The 16,433-nt window shown below is 67.5% G+C and carries 11 protein-coding genes and 3 rRNA genes; all 14 read right to left on the bottom strand.

Features of this window, described 5'->3' with window-relative positions; translation table 11 throughout:
• Positions 1-2: 2 nt before the first annotated feature.
• Positions 3-968: a copper transporter gene (locus ACPPVT_RS09185; RefSeq protein WP_426566684.1), complete on the bottom strand. Its 966-nt coding sequence runs from the start codon at positions 966-968 to the stop codon at positions 3-5.
• Position 969: 1 nt separating this feature from the next.
• A complete protein-coding gene (gene steA, locus ACPPVT_RS09180; RefSeq protein WP_426566683.1) occupies positions 970-2,151 on the bottom strand; it encodes a putative cytokinetic ring protein SteA in 1,182 nt (393 codons plus the stop codon).
• 51 nt (positions 2,152-2,202) lie between these two features.
• Positions 2,203-3,993, bottom strand: coding sequence for a DNA repair protein RecN (gene recN / locus ACPPVT_RS09175; protein ID WP_426567110.1), 1,791 nt, complete (start codon positions 3,991-3,993; stop codon positions 2,203-2,205).
• A 21-nt stretch (positions 3,994-4,014) separates the two neighbouring features.
• Positions 4,015-4,926 carry an NAD kinase gene (locus tag ACPPVT_RS09170; protein WP_426566682.1) on the bottom strand — a complete coding sequence of 304 codons (912 nt, stop codon included), beginning with the start codon at positions 4,924-4,926 and terminating at the stop codon, positions 4,015-4,017.
• Positions 4,923-5,744 carry a TlyA family RNA methyltransferase gene (locus ACPPVT_RS09165; protein ID WP_426566681.1) on the bottom strand — a complete coding sequence of 274 codons (822 nt, stop codon included), beginning with the start codon at positions 5,742-5,744 and terminating at the stop codon, positions 4,923-4,925. The genes ACPPVT_RS09170 and ACPPVT_RS09165 overlap by 4 nt, the downstream gene beginning before the upstream one ends.
• Complete coding sequence (locus ACPPVT_RS09160; protein WP_426566680.1) at positions 5,741-5,980, bottom strand: hypothetical protein; 240 nt, start codon at positions 5,978-5,980, stop codon at positions 5,741-5,743. Before ACPPVT_RS09160 ends, ACPPVT_RS09165 begins: the two co-directional genes overlap by 4 nt.
• Positions 5,977-6,570 carry a phasin family protein gene (locus ACPPVT_RS09155; protein ID WP_426566679.1) on the bottom strand — a complete coding sequence of 198 codons (594 nt, stop codon included), beginning with the start codon at positions 6,568-6,570 and terminating at the stop codon, positions 5,977-5,979. The genes ACPPVT_RS09160 and ACPPVT_RS09155 overlap by 4 nt, the downstream gene beginning before the upstream one ends.
• Before the next feature lie 55 nt (positions 6,571-6,625).
• Positions 6,626-7,732, bottom strand: coding sequence for an HAD-IIA family hydrolase (locus ACPPVT_RS09150; protein WP_426566678.1), 1,107 nt, complete (start codon positions 7,730-7,732; stop codon positions 6,626-6,628).
• Entirely contained in the window at positions 7,725-8,180 is a 456-nt protein-coding gene (locus ACPPVT_RS09145; protein WP_426566677.1) for a tetratricopeptide repeat protein, read from the bottom strand. The genes ACPPVT_RS09150 and ACPPVT_RS09145 overlap by 8 nt, the downstream gene beginning before the upstream one ends.
• Before the next feature lie 10 nt (positions 8,181-8,190).
• Complete coding sequence (locus ACPPVT_RS09140) at positions 8,191-8,946, bottom strand: hypothetical protein (RefSeq protein ID WP_426566676.1); 756 nt, start codon at positions 8,944-8,946, stop codon at positions 8,191-8,193.
• Between the two features lie 433 nt (positions 8,947-9,379).
• Positions 9,380-9,496 (bottom strand): 5S ribosomal RNA (gene rrf / locus ACPPVT_RS09135).
• A 69-nt stretch (positions 9,497-9,565) separates the two neighbouring features.
• Positions 9,566-12,671, bottom strand: a 23S ribosomal RNA gene (locus ACPPVT_RS09130).
• A gap of 373 nt (positions 12,672-13,044) precedes the next feature.
• A 16S ribosomal RNA gene (locus tag ACPPVT_RS09125) occupies positions 13,045-14,567 on the bottom strand.
• The 16S, 23S and 5S rRNA genes sit together here, the layout of an rRNA operon.
• Before the next feature lie 577 nt (positions 14,568-15,144).
• On the bottom strand, positions 15,145-16,410 hold the full coding sequence (gene tyrS, locus ACPPVT_RS09120) for a tyrosine--tRNA ligase (RefSeq protein ID WP_426566675.1): 1,266 nt from the start codon (positions 16,408-16,410) through the stop codon (positions 15,145-15,147).
• Between the last annotated feature and the right edge of the window lie 23 nt (positions 16,411-16,433).

Below are 16,433 nucleotides of genomic sequence, written 5' to 3'. Positions count from 1 at the left end.
GCTCACGACTCGTCGCTCGGCAGCGGCGGCAGCACCGCGGTGGCCCCCACACCCGTGCCGTACTGGCCCGATCCCCCACTCATCTGCTGCAGGAGCGCGAACACGATGGCCGGCTGCGACATCGCCAGCTGCACGTCGTCGACGGTGGACACCTGAGCCGCCACGGCGCGGTCGGCCCGGATCGCCCCGATCACGCCGATCGGCTCCGAGCTGGCCAGCGGCCCGGCGACGACGCTGCCGCTGGCGCCCTTGTCGAGCTGGCTGGCAGTGACCTTCCAGGTCGTCAGCGTGGCGTTGCGGGCATCGTCGGACATCTTGGTGACCGGTCCACCGACCACCGTGACGACCAGGGTGGACAGCTTGGGCGAGGGGCCGTCGATGGTGATCAGCCCGGCCTCCTTGAGCCCGGACAAGGCCTGCTCGCTCTGCTCGGTCACCCGGTCGGCCTCGGCGACGCTGGAGACCATCAGCCCCTTGGCCAAGATGGCGCCCATCTGCTCGTTCACCGATGCCGTCGGGCTCGCGGTCGAACCGACCAGCGGGCCGAGGTTGCTGCTGAGCTGGTCTCGGAAGGCCACCTTGCCGGGGTCGGGGTCGGCCCAGGCCGAGGTCAGCTTGATCCGGCCGTTCACCGTGGCGCCGGCGGTCTTCATGGTGGCGGTGATGTCGTCGGCGACCGCGGACTCGGCCCCGGGAAGCAGGACCAGCACGACCGAACGTCCACCCAGCCGCGATCCCACCAGCTCCGGCGTCACGGCAGCGGCGAACTCGTCCGCCGCCTCCAGGCTGTGCTGCTGGGTGTCGAGCTGGCTGCGCAGGTCGGACTTGTCCTGGCGTAGCTGGGAGACCTGGTTCGTCAGGGTCTGCCCGATCTGTTGCTGCAGCGGACCGGCACCGAGCACGATCCCCACGGCCAGAGCCAGGAAGATCGAGACGATCGAGACGAGGTGGTAACGGAAGTCGATCACGTCAGAACAGTCCCTGGATCCATGAGACGAAGTCGTCCCAGCGTGCGTGGCCGACGGCGAGCATCGCCTGACCGGCTGGCGTCACCGACATGGCGACGAACATGGCGAGTACCCCGACCGCCAGCAACAGCAGCACCTGCCAGCTGGAGATGCGCGAGCGGTACAACCGGCTGACGCCCTTGGCGTCGATGAGCTTGCCACCGACCCGAAGCCGGGTCAGGAAGGTGCTGGCCATCCCCGAGCGGCCCTTGTCGAGGAACTCCACGAGCGTGGCGTGGGAGCCGACCGCGACGATCAGCTCGGCGCCCTTGTCGTCGGCCAGCAGCATCGCGACGTCCTCGCTGGTGCCCGCGGCGGGGAAGACGACCGGGTCGATGCCGAGCTGGCGCACCCGGTCCAGGCCCGGCGCCCGACCGTCCCGGTAGGCGTGCACGACCACCTCGGCCCCGCTGCGCAGCGCCTTGTCGGACACCGAGTCCATGTCGCCCACGATCATGTGCAGGGACAGGCCCGCGTCCAGCACCGCGTCCGCGCCGCCGTCCACCCCAATGATGACCGGCTTGTACTCACGCACGTAGTGCCGCAGCGTCTGCAGGTCCTCCCGGTAGTGGTACCCGCGCACCACCACGAGCACGTGCCGGCCGTCGAGCTGGGTCGTGATCTCCGGGACGCCCACGCCGTCCAGCAGAAGGTCGCGTTCCTTGCGCAGGAACTCCATCGTGTTGGCGGCGAACGCCTCCATCTGCACTGCCAGGCCGGCCCGCGCCTCCTCCATCGCCGCGGCCACGGTCTCGTCCGTCTGCACGGTCCCGGTGGCCACCAGGTCGTCGCGGACGTAGACGTTCGGCCCGTGCACCCGCACCCGGTCGCCCTCGGCGATCGCGACCATCACCTCCCGGCCCACGCCGTCCACGAGCGTGATGCCGGCCGCGAGCAGGATCTCCGGACCCAGGTTGGGGTATCGCCCACTGGTGCTGGCGGCGGCGTTGACCACCGCGACCGGACGGCGGGCCACCAGCGACTCGGCGGCGACCGTGTCGATGTCGAGGTGGTCGATCACCGCCACGTCACCAGGGTCGAGACGCTTGGTCAGGTTCTTGGTGCGTGAGTCGACCTTGGCCACGCCGACGGCACCCGCGGCAGAGGGCTCGTGGGTGCGGGAACGCAGTGAGGGCAGACGCATCGCGGCCATCCTGTCACGCCCGAGCGAGCCAGCCGCGCAGGTCCGCGGGTGTCAGGACGAGGCGTTCGCCACCTCGGCCGCCGCCGTCTCCCGCAGCTCCTTGGCGTGCGCGCGGGCCGTGCCGGACTCCTCGTGGCCGGCCAGCATCCGGGCCAGCTCGGCGACCCTGGCCTCGTCGTCCAGCAGGCGCACGCCGCTCTCGGTCACCGCACCGTCGTCGGCCTTCAGCACCAGCAGGTGCCGGTCCGCGTAGGCGGCGACCTGGGGCAGGTGGGTGACCACGATGACCTGGGCGCTGCGGGCCAGTGCGGCCAGCCGGCGGCCGATCTCGATCGCGGCCCGCCCGCCGACGCCGGCGTCCACCTCGTCGAAGACGAAGGTCGGCACCGGGTCGGCCCCGGCGAGCACGACCTCCAGGGCCAGCATCACCCGAGACAGCTCACCGCCCGAGGCACCCTTGGCCACCGGCCGCAGCTCGGCGCCGGCGTGCGGTGACAGCTGCAGCTCGACGTCGTCCACGCCGTGCGCCGCCACCGCCACCGTGCGAGGCGCGCCGTCCAGCTGCACGATGATGCCGTCCGGGTCGTCGCGCTGGGTGAGCAAGACCTCCAGCCGGGCGTTCGGCATCGCGAGCTGCGCCAGCTCGACGGCGACCTGGTCGGCCAGCCGGCGGGCGGCTGCGGACCGCTCCAGGTGCAGCCGTCCGGCGAGCTCGCCCAGCCGGGCGCGCAGCTCGGCCCGCCGGGTGCGAAGCTGCTCGACCCGGTCCCCGTCGTCGTCGAGCTCGAGCAGGCGCTTGCTGGCCCGCTGCCCCCAGGCCAGCACCGCCGCGACGTCGGGCGAGAGCTCGCCAGCGCCTGGGCCGTCCTGCCCGTACCGGCGGACCAGCGCGCCCAGCTCGGCCCGGCGCTGCTGGACGACGGCCAGCCGGGCCGGGTCGGACTCGATCCCGGCCACGTAGGACGCGAGGTCGGCCGCCAGGTCCGCGACCAGGAAGCCCAGCTCGCTGAGCCGGCGGCCGATCTCGGCCAGCGCCGGGTCGTGGTCGCGTACCGGGTCGATGGCGTGCCGGGCGGCGCCGAGCAGCTCGGACGCGCCCGTCGCGGGACCGTCGCCGGTCTCACCGGCGCTGGCTGCGCCGTCCGCGGTCAGTGCTGCGTGCGCCTGCTCCGCGGCCAGGCGCAGCGCGTCGGCATGGCCCAGTCGGGCGTCCTCGTCGCGCAGCTGGTGGTCCTCGCCCGACTGCGGGTCGACCGCCTCGATCTCCTCCAGGCCCTGCCGCAGCTGCGCGGCCTCGTGGGCGCGCTCCCGGGCGTGGGTCACGACGTCTTCCAGCTGCCGCTCGACCTCACGCAGGCCGGCGTGCAGCTGCGAGTGCTCGGTGACCAGTGCTCTGGTGCCGGCGAACCGGTCGAGCGTCTCGCGCTGTCGGGCCGGCTGGAGCAGCCGGAGCTGGTCGGACTGGCCGTGCACGGTGACCAGTTCGCTGGCGATCTCCGCCAGCACGTTCACCGGGACGGCGCGGCCACCGGCGTGGGCCCGCGAGCGGCCCGCCGCGGTGACCGTCCTGGCCAGCAGCAGGACGTTGTCGTCCAGCTCGGCGCCGGCGTCCTGGGCGGCTTTCGCGACCGGCCCGGACGGGTCCACCAGCACCCTGCCCTCGACGACCGCCTGGGCGGCGTCCGCGCGCACCGCGCCGGAGTCCGCCCGACCGCCGAGCAGCAGGCCGAGCCCGGTGACCACCATGGTCTTGCCCGCGCCGGTCTCCCCGGTGACGACGGTCAGGCCGGGACCGAGCTCGAGCACGGCGTCGGTGATCACGCCGAGCCCGCGGATACGCATCTCCTCCAGCACGCGGACAGCCTAGGTGGTTGAGCGGGGCTGACCTCGCCAGCCATGCACCGGCAGCCGGAACTTGCCGACCAGTCGGTCGGTGAACGGGCCACTGGTCATCCGCGCGAGCAGCACCGGCCGGTCCGCCGCGACCGCCTCGATCCGCGAACCCGGAAGCAGCTCGTACCGGCGCCGCCCGTCGCACCACAGCACACCGGTGCCTTCGGTGTCCGCGAGCACCTCGACGGCCAGCCGCGAGCTGGGCCCGACCACCAGCGGCCGGGCGAACAGCGCGTGCGCCGAGATCGGCACCAGGAGCAGCGCCTCGACCTCGGGCCACACCACCGGACCGCCGGCCGAGAACGCGTACGCGGTGGACCCGGTCGGGGTGGCCATCACGACGCCGTCCGCCCCGACGGTGGACAGCGGGCGACCGTCGACTTCGATGACCACCTCGAGCATGCGCTCGCGGGCTGCCTTCTCGACGGTGGCCTCGTTCAGCGCCCAGCATTCGTGAATGACCCGATCGCCGGCCCGCACGGTGATGTCCAGGGTCAGCCGCTCCTCGACCGTGAAGTCGCGGGCAACCACCCGGTGCACGATCTCGCTGATGTTCTCGCGCTCGAGCTCGGCCAGGAAGCCGACGTGACCGAGGTTGACGCCCAGCAGCGGGACGTCGCTGCCGTGCACGATCTCGGCGCCGCGCAGGATGGTGCCGTCGCCGCCGAGGCAGATCACCAGCTCGCAGTCCGCGGCCGGGGCCTCGGCCGCGGCGACGATCACGCCGTCGATGTGGCGTCGCAGCGTGTGCAGCTCGTCCGCCTCTTCGGCCAGCGCGGCGACCTCGATGCCGGCGCTCATCAGGCCGGAGGTCAGCTCCAGGGCAGCCGTCAGCGCCTCCGGTCGACCGGTGTGCGTCACCAGCAGCACGCGTCGGGTCACGAAGGTCCTTCCTCGACCGCCCGCTGCGTGGCGTCGGCCAGCTGTTCGTCGGTGAGCGCGTCGACCGGCGTCCCGTCGTCGACGGAAAGCCAGACGAAGTACTCGACGTTCCCACTCGGTCCCGGCCACCTGCTGGCGCGCACGGCGCGCACCAGCAGTCCGGCGGCGAGGCCGGCTCGAGCCACCTGCTGCACCGCCTGCGCGCGCAACGCGTGGTCGCGGACGACCCCACCGGAGCCGAGCCTTTCACGCCCGACCTCGAACTGGGGCTTGACCAGCAACAACAGGTCGCCGCCGGGGTGCACCAACCCGGACAGGTCGGGCATCACGACCTGGAGCGAGATGAACGAGAGGTCGGCCACCAGCAGGTCGACCCGTCCACCCACCTGGTCGCCGTTCAGGCCCCGGACCGTGGTGCCCGGGAGGTCGCGCACCCGCGGGTCGGCGCGCAACCGGGGGGCCAGCTGGTCCTGCCCGACGTCGACCGCGAGCACCTCGCTGGCTCCGCGGGACAGCAGCACCTCGGTGAACCCGCCGGTGCTGGCGCCGGCGTCCAGGCACCGACGACCCACAACCGCGGGACCGGGCGCCAGGTCGTCCAGCAGCCCCTCGAGCTTGAGAGCGCCCCGGCCGACGTAGTCGGGGTGCTCACCGGGCAGGACGTCGATCTGCGTCTGCGCGGTCACCTTGGCCGAGGCCTTCGTCGCCTCGCGCCCCTCGACGACCACCCGTCCACCGCGGATCATCTCGTCGGCCGTCCCGCGCGAGCGCGCCAGCCCACGCCGGACCAGCTCGACGTCGAGCCGAGCGGAGCTCATCCCTCGAGGTCGGCGAGGCGGTCCTGGAGGTTGCGGTGCACGCCGACGTAGACCTCGACCTGGTCTGCCGGCGGCAGGTCGGGGACGACGAGCAGGCGCTCGAGCGCCTCGTCGACCTGGTCGTCGCCGGTGTGCGGCAGGTCCAGGTCAGCAGCAGGCTGGACCTCGGCCGAGGTCGCCGGCTCGTGCTGCTGTGCTGCCTGGTCCTGCGGTTCCGGCTGCGGGAACTGGGTCACGACTCTCCTGCTGTTGACGACGCGGTCCCGGGGGCGTCGGTCTGTGCGACGGGACTCGGCTCAGCGGTGGTCTGCTCGGCAGCGGGAGTCTGCTCGGCAGCGGGGGTCTGCTCGGCCGCGGTGGTCTTGGCAGCCACCTTCTTGGCCGGAGCCTTCTTCGCGGCCTTCTTGGCGCTCTTCTTGACGGGTGCTCGCTTGGCAGCGGCCTTCCTCGCCGTGGCCGACGTGGGCTGCTTGGCCTGGAGCGCGGCCAGCCGCCCCTCAAGCTCGACGACCCGGGCCCGGCTGACCGCCAGCGCGGCCTCGAGCTCGGCGTCCGCGCTCAGTCCCCACCGGGCCAGCAGGACCTCGATCTCGGCGCGGACGAGCTGGCGCAGCTGGTCGCGGTTCTGCCGGCCGGTGGCCATCAGCTCGTCGGCGAGGGCCGTGACCTGCCCGGACAGCGCCTGGGCGCCGACCGAGGCAGCCGTGGTCACGTCGGCCGCGGGGGTCGCGGCCAACAACTGCTTGGCGACGTCTTGGGCCTTCTGCCGGGTCACCTGGGTCAGACCGCTGGCGAGCTGTACATAGCCGCTGACTGCGTCGATCACCGCATCCTCCTCGTGGAGCGAGTCGGCAGCCCACCCCGGCCGCCGCGCCGCCACACTACCGGTCCCAGCCCGGTCCGGACGTCCACGGGCGTACGGCTTCGAAGGCCTGCTGCACGCGGTCGGCCGATATCGCAGCGTGCGACCCGGCGCCGTTCCAGAGTGCGGCGCAGGCCAGCCGCAGCACGGCCAGGGCTGCCTGCTGGTCCGCACCGTCGGGGTGCGGCGTGGCGCCGTCCAGGCGGAGGCCCTCGCTGTCATCGATCCAGGCCCGCAGCGGGCCGTCCTGACCGCCGTCCGGCACCATCCAGGCCGCTGCGTCCCGGCGCGGCGCCTGGTGCGCGTCGAGCAGCCCGTGCAGGTCGGCCGCCAGGTAGTCCGGGCGCTCGCCGGGGTCGGCCGCCAGCAGCGCCCGGACGCCGGTCACGCCGGTGAGCACGAGCATCCCCGGCAGGCCCGCCCGTCGCGCCCCGGCCAGGTCGGTGTCCAGTCGGTCCCCGACCACGACTGCTCGCTGGGCGCGCAGCCGGTCCACCGACGCGTCCATCAGCGGCCGGTACGGCTTCCCGGCGACCTGGGGCTCGACCCCGGTCGTACGCCGCACCACGTCGACGAAGGCGCCGTTGCCGGGCGCCGTGCCGCGGGGGGTCGGCAGGGTCGAGTCGAGGTTGGTGGCCACCCACGGCAGGCCGGCCCGCACCGCCACGCACGCCTCGAGGAGCATCGGCCAGCTCAGGTGGGGCGAGAAACCCTGCACGACCGCCTGCGGCTCGTCGTCCATGGACTGGACCGGGCGCAGACCTGCCTCCTGCAGCGCCTGGGCGAGCCCGTCAGCGCCGATCGACAGCACGGCGGACCCGGGGTCCAGCAGGTCGCGAAGCATCGCCGCAGCGGCCTGCGCGCTGGTGACGACGTCCCGTGCTGCGGCCGTGACCCCGAGTCGGACCAGGTGCGCGGCCACGTCCGCAGGTGTCCGCGAGGCGTTGTTCGTCACGAAGGCAACCGCGACGTCGCGGGCCCGCACGAGATCGATGGCCGCGACCGCTCCGGGCACCGCGTGCTCGCCGACGTACACGACTCCGTCAAGGTCCAGGAGCACGGCGTCGTGCTGGTCCACCAGCGGGCTCGAGGTCTCAGCCCAGGCGGACCAGTCGACGTCAGCCATCAGTGCCGTCGGGCCGGTCGCCGGGGTTGGACGCGCCGTCCTGGGCTCGGGCGGCGGCTGCGTCCTGGCGGGCCTGCAGGGTGGCCCGGGCCTGGCGCAGCCGGTCCGCGTACTCGGGGCGTTCGGGTCGCATGGTGGAGGCCATCGCGAGGTGCTCAACTCCGCGCTCGAAGCGGTCCAGGCGGGTCAGGCTGAGGCCGAGCGCGAAGTGGCCGTAGTGCGAGTCGGGCGCCAGCTCGACGAGCTTGGTGAACGCCTCCGCCGCGCGCTGGATCTGGCCGGCGTCGTAGCTCGCCCGGCCCAGCGCCTCCCAGCCGCTCGCGGACCTGGCCTCGGCCGCGACGGTGCGTTCCAGGAGCACGGCCGCAGCGGCCGGGTCGCCGCGCTCGAGCAGCTCGACGGCGCGTTGCCACCACTCGTAGGGGCCGCCTTCAGGTGCACGTGTCACGAGTCCAACGTTACGTGTCCTGGGCGTTTTCGTCGTCGTCTGACGCGTCGGCACCGAGGTCGGTGAACTCGACGCCCTGCAGGTCGGCGAGCCGCTCGTCCGCGTCGGTCTCGCCGTCGACGTCCGCGTCGGCTGCCTGGGCGAACCAGGCAACGGCCTCGTCCTGCCGGCCGGCCGCGAGCAGCGCGTCTGCGTAGGCATAGCGCAGCCTGGCGGTGAACGGGTGGACCGCGGCGGACTGGAGCTCGGGAACCTGCAGTGCCAGCACGGCGGCGTCATTCTGCCCCAGATCACGCCGGGCACCGGACACGACGATGGTCATCTCGACTTGCTCGGCGCGGGTCAGGGTCGCGGACTCGTCGCTGGCCGCCAGCTCGAGGGCCCGCTCCGGCCGACCCAGACCTCGCTCGGCGTCCGCCATCAGCGGCAGCTGGTGCGAGGAGCCGCTCATCCGCCGGGCAGCCCGCAGCTCTGCCAGCGCCTCGGACCACAGGCCGGCGTGGTACGCCGCTATTCCGACGACCTCGCGGACCACGGCGACCCGCCCGGCTCGACGCTGGGCGGCCATCGCGTGCGCATACGCCTGCTCGGGCTCGTCGGGCAGCAGCCGCGAGACCATGACGAGGTGCCGAGCCACCTGCTCGGCGTTGTTCTTGCTCAACGAGCGGAGCTGGGCTCGGACTGCCCGGTCCAGATCGGCCGCCGCGACGTCCTCGGCGATGTCCGGCTCGTCCGGAGCGTCACGGCGCGGGCCGAGCAGCCGCACCGGCTCGTCGGACGGACGGCGGCCCGGCGCGCCTGCACGGTTGTCAGCACCGGAGCGGCTCTGCCCGCGCGTATCAGGGCGCTGACCGCCCGAACCAGAATGCTGACCGCCCGAACCAGAGCGCGGGGCGCCCGAACCAGAGCGCGGGGCGCCCGAACCAGAGCGCGGGGCGCCCGAACCAGAACCGGTCGAGCGGGAGCCGCCGGCCGAGCCGGTGCGCGGCTTGGCCCCGCCGCGGCCCGTGCCCCGGGGCCCGACGCCGCGCGCTCGATCGGACCCAGAGTCCGCGGGACGGTCCTCGTCGCTCATCTTCGGCCTTCCATCACACGTGCATTCGGGTCTGTCGGGTGCGTGCGCACGACTCCGAGCCAAGCCTAGGGGGCAAAACGAAGACGCCCACCCGGGGTAACCCGGGTGGGCGTCTCGAAAGAATGTCCGGCGGCGTCCTACTCTCCCACAAGGTCCCCCTTGCAGTACCATCGGCGCTATTGGGCTTAGCTTCCGGGTTCGGAATGGAGCCGGGCGTTTCCCCAATGCTATGGCCGCCGAAACTCTATGGAGATGTCACAGTCGTCTCCGACCGCATCTCGGGAACCGCACAGTGGACGCGTAGCATCTTTGTATCAAGTTATCGGCTTATTAGTACCGGTCAGCTGCATGCATTACTGCACTTCCACATCCGGCCTATCAACCCAGTAGTCTAGCTGGGAGCCTCTCGGGGAACACCCCATGGAAACCTCATCTCGAAGCGTGCTTCCCGCTTAGATGCTTTCAGCGGTTATCACTTCCGAACGTAGCTAATCAGCGGTGCTCCTGGCGGAACAACTGACACACCAGAGGTTCGTCCATCCCGGTCCTCTCGTACTAGGGATAGCCCTTCTCAAGTTTCCTACGCGCACAGCGGATAGGGACCGAACTGTCTCACGACGTTCTAAACCCAGCTCGCGTACCGCTTTAATGGGCGAACAGCCCAACCCTTGGGACCTACTCCAGCCCCAGGATGCGACGAGCCGACATCGAGGTGCCAAACCATGCCGTCGATATGGACTCTTGGGCAAGATCAGCCTGTTATCCCCGGGGTACCTTTTATCCGTTGAGCGACGGCGCTTCCACAAGCCACCGCCGGGTCACTAGTTCCGACTTTCGTCCCTGCTCGAGATGTCTCTCTCGCAGTCAAGCTCCCTTGTGCACTTGCACTCGACACCTGATTGCCAACCAGGCTGAGGGAACCTTTGAGCGCCTCCGTTACATTTTAGGAGGCAACCGCCCCAGTTAAACTACCCACCAGGCACTGTCCCTGATCCGGATCACGGACCGAGGTTAGATATCCAGAACGACCAGAGTGGTATTTCAACGTTGACTCCACCAACACTGGCGTGTCAGCTTCAAAGTCTCCCACCTATCCTACACAAGCCGTACCGAACACCAATACCAAGCTATAGTAAAGGTCCCGGGGTCTTTCCGTCCTGCTGCGCGTAACGAGCATCTTTACTCGTAGTGCAATTTCGCCGAGTTCGTGGTTGAGACAGCGGAGAAGTCGTTACGCCATTCGTGCAGGTCGGAACTTACCCGACAAGGAATTTCGCTACCTTAGGATGGTTATAGTTACCACCGCCGTTTACTGGCGCTTAAGTTCTGAGCTTCGCCGTGAGGCTAACCCGTCCCCTTAACGTTCCAGCACCGGGCAGGCGTCAGTCCGTATACATCGTCTTGCGACTTCGCACGGACCTGTGTTTTTAGTAAACAGTCGCTTCTCCCTGGTCTCTGCGGCCATCCGGGCTAGGACGAGAAGTCCTTCACCCTTCCGGCCCCCCTTCTCCCGAAGTTACGGGGGCATTTTGCCGAGTTCCTTAACCACGATTCACTCGATCGCCTTAGTATTCTCTACCTGACCACCTGAGTCGGTTTGGGGTACGGGCGGCTCGAACCTCGCTAGAAGCTTTTCTCGGCAGCATAGGATCACCCTGCTTCCCGCTATCGCGGTCACTATCAGGTCTCAGGCTATGTGAGGTACGGATTTGCCTATACCTCGCCCTACACCCTTGGACGTGGACTACCATCGCCACGCGGAGGCTACCTTCCTGCGTCACTCCATCGCTTGCCTACTACTAGTTCGGGTCGCGCGCTCCGCCGGACTACCTCCGAAGAGGACGCCGGTTTCAGGCGCTTAGCATCACTAGGTTCAGCATGGGCGGTTCTTCGCCGGTACGGGAATATCAACCCGTTGTCCATCGACTACGCCTGTCGGCCTCGCCTTAGGTCCCGACTTACCCAGGGCAGATTAGCTTGACCCTGGAACCCTTGGTCATTCGGCGGACGGGTTTCTCACCCGTCATTCGCTACTCATGCCTGCATTCTCACTCGTGTGGCGTCCACGGCTGGATCACTCCGCCGCTTCACTCGCCACACGACGCTCCCCTACCCATCCACACGCTTGGACCGACCCGAAGGCCGGCCGGGCAATGTGTGAATGCCACAGCTTCGGCGGTGTGCTTGAGCCCCGCTACATTGTCGGCGCGGAATCACTTGACCAGTGAGCTATTACGCACTCTTTAAAGGGTGGCTGCTTCTAAGCCAACCTCCTGGTTGTCTGGGCAACTCCACATCCTTTCCCACTTAGCACACGCTTAGGGGCCTTAGCTGGTGGTCTGGGCTGTTTCCCTCTCGACTACGGAGCTTATCCCCCGCAGTCTCACTGCCACGCTCTCACTTACCGGCATTCGGAGTTTGGCTGACGTCAGTAACCTTGTAGGGCCCGTTAGCCATCCAGTAGCTCTACCTCCGGCAAGAAACACGTGACGCTGCACCTAAATGCATTTCGGGGAGAACCAGCTATCACGGAGTTTGATTGGCCTTTCACCCCTACCCACAGCTCATCCCCCAGGTTTTCAACCCTGGTGGGTTCGGTCCTCCACGCGGTCTTACCCGCGCTTCAACCTGGCCATGGGTAGATCACTCCGCTTCGGGTCTAGATCACGCGACTCAGACGCCCTATTCGGACTCGCTTTCGCTACGGCTTCCCCACACGGGTTAACCTCGCCACGTAACACTAACTCGCAGGCTCATTCTTCAAAAGGCACGCCGTCACCCCTGCTAGGGAGGCTCCGACGGATTGTAAGCACACGGTTTCAGGTACTATTTCACTCCCCTCCCGGGGTACTTTTCACCTTTCCCTCACGGTACTTGTCCGCTATCGGTCACTAGGGAGTATTTAGGCTTAGCAGGTGGTCCTGCCAGATTCACACGGGATTTCTCGGGCCCCGTGCTACTTGGGATCCCTCTCGCAAGTCCGTGCCATTTCGTCTACGGGGGTCGCACCCTCTGTGCCGGGCCTTTCAATGCCCTTCGACTATGACGCGGATTGGTAACTTGCTGTCAACTCGGCAGAACTGACTGAGAGGTCCCACGACCCCGACCACACAACGCCTGCCGGCTATCACATGTGATCGGTTTAGCCTCTTCCGCTTTCGCTCGCCACTACTCACGGAATCGCGGTTGCTTTCTCTTCCTGTGGGTACTGAGATGTTTCACTTCCCCACGTTCCCTCCGCACGCCCTATGTGTTCAGGCGTGGGTGACTGGACATGACTCCAGCCGGGTTTCCCCATTCGGAAATCCTTGGATCACAGCTCGGTTACCAGCTCCCCAAGGCTTATCGCAGGTTCCTACGTCCTTCTTCGGCTCCTAGTGCCTAGGCATCCACCGTGTGCCCTTATTAACTTGAATCAAAGATGCTCGCGTCCACTGTGCAGTTCTCAAGGTACGGGCGGAGAGCGACCCCTTGTCCGGTGCCTGCTCGCCAGTGCGAGCGGTTCAACCGGGGGTCGGTCCGCGCGAAACGGCCCCGTTCTGGTCTAAGACCATCGTGGGGCCGCTGTCGCTGAGGTTCAGGCTTTTCGCCCGGTCCCTCAGGACCCAACAGTGTGCCTGGGATCGATTCCGCGTCCTTCGCAGGTTCCTGCTCCGAAGAGCTGTACTGAGCGAGATCAGTCGGCATCGTTCCCAAATAATCGATGTTCCACCCTTGAGCACTCTCCTCGAAGCGTATGTCCGAGGCAGAGGCCTGGACGCCGGCGAACCGGCGCCAGATGCTCCTTAGAAAGGAGGTGATCCAGCCGCACCTTCCGGTACGGCTACCTTGTTACGACTTAGTCCCAATCGCCAGTCCCACCTTCGACGGCTCCCTCCACAAGGGTTGGGCCACCGGCTTCGGGTGTTACCGACTTTCGTGACTTGACGGGCGGTGTGTACAAGGCCCGGGAACGTATTCACCGCAGCGTTGCTGATCTGCGATTACTAGCGACTCCGACTTCATGGGGTCGAGTTGCAGACCCCAATCCGAACTGAGACCAGTTTTTTGGGATTCGCTCCACCTTGCGGTCTCGCAGCCCTTTGTACTGGCCATTGTAGCATGCGTGAAGCCCAAGACATAAGGGGCATGATGATTTGACGTCATCCCCACCTTCCTCCGAGTTGACCCCGGCAGTCTCCTATGAGTCCCCACCATTACGTGCTGGCAACATAGAACGAGGGTTGCGCTCGTTGCGGGACTTAACCCAACATCTCACGACACGAGCTGACGACAACCATGCACCACCTGTACAGAATCCCTTGCGGACCCGACGTTTCTGCCGGTTTACTCTGTATGTCAAGCCTTGGTAAGGTTCTTCGCGTTGCATCGAATTAATCCGCATGCTCCGCCGCTTGTGCGGGCCCCCGTCAATTCCTTTGAGTTTTAGCCTTGCGGCCGTACTCCCCAGGCGGGGCGCTTAATGCGTTTGCTGCGGCACGGAACTCGTGGAATGAGCCCCACACCTAGCGCCCAACGTTTACGGCATGGACTACCAGGGTATCTAATCCTGTTCGCTCCCCATGCTTTCGCTCCTCAGCGTCAGTTACGGCCCAGAGATCCGCCTTCGCCACCGGTGTTCCTCCTGATATCTGCGCATTTCACCGCTACACCAGGAATTCCGATCTCCCCTACCGCACTCTAGTCTGCCCGTACCCGATGCAGGTCCAGGGTTAAGCCCTGGATTTTCACACCAGACGCGACAAACCGCCTACGAGCTCTTTACGCCCAATAATTCCGGACAACGCTTGCACCCTACGTATTACCGCGGCTGCTGGCACGTAGTTAGCCGGTGCTTCTTCTGCAGGTACCGTCACTTTCGCTTCTTCCCTGCTGAAAGAGGTTTACAACCCGAAGGCCTTCATCCCTCACGCGGCGTCGCTGCGTCAGGCTTTCGCCCATTGCGCAATATTCCCCACTGCTGCCTCCCGTAGGAGTCTGGGCCGTGTCTCAGTCCCAGTGTGGCCGGTCGCCCTCTCAGGCCGGCTACCCGTCGTCGCCTTGGTGGGCCGTTACCTCACCAACAAGCTGATAGGCCGCGAGTCCATCCCTAGCCGAAAAACTTTCCACACAGTACAGATGCCTGTCTGTGTCGTATCCGGTATTAGCCTCGGTTTCCCGGGGTTATCCCAGAGCCAGGGGCAGGTTACTCACGTGTTACTCACCCGTTCGCCACTGATCGCCCGGAGCAAGCTCCGAGGTCACCGTTCGACTTGCATGTGTTAAGCACGCCGCCAGCGTTCGTCCTGAGCCAGGATCAAACTCTCCGTTGATGTTTTGTTCACTCCACGCTGGCGCAGAGCGACATCTCTTGAGGTTGGGTCCGAAGACCCGATCCATGGCTAGAAGTGGATGACACGAAGTCATCCGTATCTTAACCAAAGGAATCGTCTGGCATCAGCGCTCGGAACCGAATGGCTCTCCGCATCCAACGCCATGACGAGTGTTATATGGCATCGATTTTTGGCACACTGTTGAGTTCTCAAGGATCGGACGCGCACCGCATCGGGCCTCTCGGCCTATCAGTCGGGGCAACCTCTCTAACTTAGCCGATCCGCGTCGAGGCAGTCAACTTCGTTCCGGGCGAGGCCTGGAACTTGTTGACTCGTCCTGCTGTGGGGATCGAGTCCCTACTCTAGCAGGCTCTGAGAGCCGCCTTGACCAACGCCTTGAGGCGCGGCCAGGCCCCGGGAAACCCGGTGCTGTTGTTGGGTTTCAGCCCGTGAGACCGGCCACCTAGCGGTGTCCGTTCCTCCCTGTCGGGCTGACGTCGAGAACACTAGAGGGCCCTCGACGGCAACGTCAAATCGGGGGTCCCGCACCGCGTCGAAACCACCCAATCGAAGGCGCTCAGGCGCCTTCGGCGACTGCCGCTGCGAGCGACTTCTTGCCCCGGCGCAGCACGGCGAACCGCCCGTGCAACAGCTGGTCAGTGGTGAACACCGCCTCCGGGTCCGTCACCTTGACGTTGTTCACATAGGCACCACCCTCGTCGATGGTCCGCCGTGCCCCGGACCGGCTCGGTGCCAACCCGGCGTCCACGAAAGCGTCCACGACCGAGCCGCCCAGAACGACGGCCGCGCGGTCCAGCTCTGCGGTGGCGTCGGCCAACGTCCCCGGGTCGAGGTCGTCCAGCGAGCCACGGCCGAACAGTGCCTGGCTGGCGGCCTCCACCGCAGCCGCGGCACTCGCCCCGTGCACGAGCGTCGTCACGTCCGTTGCCAGTGTGCGCTGCGCCTGCCGGGCGAACGGGCGCTCGGCCACCTCGACCTCCAGCGCCGCCACCTCCTCGCGACTGCGGTCGGTGAAGATCTTGATGTAGGCCAGGACCGACGCGTCGTCCGCGTTGAGCCAGAACTGGTAGAAGGCGTAGGGCGACATCATCGAGGCGTCAAGCCACACGGTGCCCGATTCGGTCTTGCCGAACTTGGTGCCGTCGGCCTTTGTGACCAACGGCGTCGTCAGCAGGTGCACCGAGGCGTGCTCGGCCCGGTGGATCAGGTCCACGCCGGCGGTCAGGTTGCCCCACTGGTCGGTGCCGCCGGTCTGCAAGGTGCACCCGTACTGACGGAAGAGCTGCAGGTAGTCCAGCCCCTGCAGGATCTGGTAGCTGAACTCGGTGTAGCTGATCCCGTCATCGCTGGCCAGGCGCGCCGCCACCGCGTCCTTGCGGATCATGGTGTTCACCCGGAAGTGCTTGCCGATGTCGCGCAGGAACTCCAGCGCGCTGATCGGCGCCGTCCAGTCGAGGTTGTTCACCATCACGGCAGGGTTGTCGCCCTCGAAGTCCAGGAACGGCCGCACCTGCGCCTGGATCCGGGCCACCCAGTCCGCGACCAGGCTCGGGTCGTTCAACTGCCGCTCCGCAGTCGCCTTGGGGTCGCCGATCAGCCCCGTGGAGCCGCCCACCAGGCACAGCGCACGGTGGCCGGCGCGCTGCAGATGACGCATCGTGATGAGCTGGACGAGGTTGCCCATGTGCAGGCTCGGGGCCGTCGGGTCGAAGCCGCAGTAAAAGGTGATCGGCCCGTCGGCGAGTGCCTCGCGCAGCGCGGCCTCGTCGGTGGTCTGCGCCACCAGGCCTCGCCATCGCAGCTCGTCGAGGATGTCGCTCACGGGTCGTCCCTTCGTCGTTCACG

The organism is Angustibacter sp. McL0619 (assembly GCF_049994355.1).
Taxonomy (GTDB): domain Bacteria; phylum Actinomycetota; class Actinomycetes; order Actinomycetales; family Angustibacteraceae; genus Angustibacter.
The sequence above is the reverse complement of the archived record's forward strand: the minus strand, read 5'-3'. Positions and strand labels throughout refer to the sequence as shown.